This is a genomic window from Frankia sp. CcWB2, assembly GCF_977927585.1.
On the sequence record NZ_CDWRCM010000194.1, the window covers coordinates 1 to 2,464 of the forward strand.

Annotated in this window: 4 protein-coding genes; 2 read left to right on the top strand and 2 right to left on the bottom strand. The window is 69.0% G+C overall.

Features of this window, described 5'->3' with window-relative positions; translation table 11 throughout:
* Nucleotides 1-404, bottom strand: a 404-nt coding sequence (locus ACY45C_RS17620; RefSeq protein WP_462188653.1) for a MerR family transcriptional regulator, incomplete at its 3' end; no start/stop codon positions are given.
* A gap of 387 nt (nucleotides 405-791) precedes the next feature.
* Between ACY45C_RS17620 and mce the strand changes: the two genes are divergently transcribed.
* The gene (mce, locus tag ACY45C_RS17625; RefSeq protein ID WP_462188654.1) at nucleotides 792-1,217 is read left to right on the top strand and encodes a methylmalonyl-CoA epimerase; all 426 of its coding nucleotides are present in this window, start codon (nucleotides 792-794) and stop codon (nucleotides 1,215-1,217) included.
* Between the two features lie 163 nt (nucleotides 1,218-1,380).
* Here the strand turns inward: mce and ACY45C_RS17630 are convergent, their stop codons facing one another.
* The gene (locus ACY45C_RS17630) at nucleotides 1,381-1,875 is read right to left on the bottom strand and encodes an LppP/LprE family lipoprotein (RefSeq protein ID WP_462188655.1); all 495 of its coding nucleotides are present in this window, start codon (nucleotides 1,873-1,875) and stop codon (nucleotides 1,381-1,383) included.
* Between the two features lie 215 nt (nucleotides 1,876-2,090).
* Here ACY45C_RS17630 and ACY45C_RS17635 point away from each other — a divergent pair.
* Nucleotides 2,091-2,464, top strand: a 374-nt coding sequence (locus ACY45C_RS17635) for an acetoacetate decarboxylase family protein (RefSeq protein WP_462188656.1), incomplete at its 3' end; no start/stop codon positions are given.

Here is a 2,464-nt window from a genome sequence, read left to right on the forward strand (position 1 = left end):
CCGATGACGAAGTCCTCCGCGACTCCCGCCTGCTGCCGCAGGGTGGCCAGCTTCTCCTCAGCCAGCACGACCCAGGTATGCAGCCGCTCACGCAGTTCGGTCCGCCGACTCTCGGAGATCGTCGAATCCGACAGCTCGTCGCGCACCGACAACAGCGACCGCATCTCCTCCAAGGTGAACCCCAGCGACTTCATCTTCTTGATGACGAGCAGTCGATCGACGGCCTCGTCGTCGTACAGGCGGAAGCCACCCGGCGTACGTCCAGCGGGAGTAAGCAGTCCGGCTTCCTCGTAGTACCGGACCGCGCGCAGCGAAAGCCCGACCCGCTCGGCAACCCCACCTATCTGACGGGTGTTTCCGCGGGCCGCGCGGAACGCGGAACGATCACGACGCGTCGTGGACACCGTAACCCTTACGTTCGTGCCTCGAAGACTCGGGCTAAAATAGTTGGCACTTGACTCTACGGCCTGTCTTCCGGGGACTTGAACGGAGTCTGCAACGAGGCCCCGAACACCACACCGCCATCCCGCAAACACACCGGAAGAACAATATCCGCCCACGGTAACATCCACGACAACAGTCACCCCGGCGACGTGGACCCCTGGCGAGGCCGCGGGCAGGGTGGGGCCCGGCCCGGGTCGCCCACGTCACCCCACGTCACGGGGGCCGATCGGTCGACGCCGGGATCGTGAACCGGCAGGCTCAGTGCGGACCCCGTCGCTTCGCGCCAGGGGCGGTGGGACATCGGCGGACAGGCCCCGATCGCGGGCCGGCAGAACGAGGAGACGGCTGTGCTGACCAGGATCGACCACGTCGGGATCGCGGTGGCTTCCCTCACCGAGGCCATCCCCCGCTATGAGGAGGCATTCGGTCTGGAGGTCGTGCACCAGGAGGAGAACGAGCGCCAGGGGGTGCGCGAGGCGATGCTGCTGGTCCACAGCGGCAAGACCGGGAACTCCTACGTCCAACTGCTAGAACCGCTGCGCGAGGACAGCCCAATCGGGAAGTTCCTGGCCAAGCGGGGGCCGGGCATCCACCACATCGCCTACGGCGTCGCCGACATCGACAGCGCCCTCGCGGCCCTGACCACGACCGGATTCGATCTGGTCAACAAGACTCCGGTGCACGGCACCGCCGGCAGCCGGATCGCGTTCATCCATCCCAAGGGCCTCGGAGGCGTGCTCACCGAACTCGTCGAGGCCGCCGAGGGGCACTGAGCCGGGCCGGACGGCCCCGCGTTGCCGCCATCCCCTGTCCGGCCCCTGTTCGGGCGGGGCAGCGAAGGCGCGGGGCGACGAATCCCCGGCGGCGCACCCGGCGACTCCCCGGCGGCTGCCCCGGCCCAGGACGGATCATGGACCGGGGATCAGCGGTCGCGGATCAGCGGCGGCTTCTCGCGGCGGACACGTTCGCGGTCGGGACCGGATCGAGCGGGACCACCGATGAACCGTTCCACTGGTAACGCACGGCCGCACCACCCGCCGTCGGGCAGCACATCGGATCGCTTGGCCGGTAGAGGTCGTACTGCAGGGCGACGACCCGGTCGGTGGACCAGATCCAGCGGATCGTGGCGCTCGGCTGCGGCAAGTCGTAGCCGACGAACCGGCCACGGTGGAAGAAGAACGCCCGCTGCGGATGCCCGTCCCCGGATGTCGACAGCAGTCCGACGATCACGCTGAGATCGTTGCTCCGGTCATAACCACCGAGGACGATCGGCGTGTACCCCGCCGATCGAACCAACGCCGCGGCGTTGGCAATGCTCAGCGCCGGGGTGCCGGATGTGGACGAGACAGCGGAGGCTGTCCCGGCGATCCCGCCCATCAGGATAAGCGTACCGATCATCACTGGAACGGCAAGCCCGCGACGTAGCGCCATGAGACCTCCCAGGTTCCGTGCTGACCCGACCCAACCTAGATGCCCTCTTCGGTGGGCGCCGACCAGCTAGGGGGTATGGCCGGTATGTCGCCGGATTCGGACCGGTCCGCCCCCCGGCCGGCGGATCCGGCAGGCTCCACACCGGAACGGGCGGGAAGCCGTGCCGTCGGGGGGCACTGTCGGGGACCACTGTCGGGGGGCACTACTGTTGGTGGGTGGCGTATCCGCCGGAACCCTGGGAGCTGCGCGGTACGATGGTCATCTCCGTCTGGTTCGTGCCCCGCGCGACGCTGGCCGGCGCCCCTCCCCGGGCGGTGACCGTTCTCGGCCGGGTCCCGGTGGCCACCGCCTGGGTTCGCTACGATCCGCGTGGCGTCCTCGCCTACCGTGCGGTCATGGCCGCCTTGCTGGTATGGCACAGGCGGCACCTGCACGTGACGGTCCCGCATATCTGGGTGGACAGCCCGGCGTCCCAGGTCGGCGGTCGCGCCCTGTGGGGGATTCCCAAGGAACTGGCCGTCTTCACCGAACGACCGGGCACGTCCACACGACCGGAAACGGCCCGGGACGCCGGCGGCACCCACCTGCA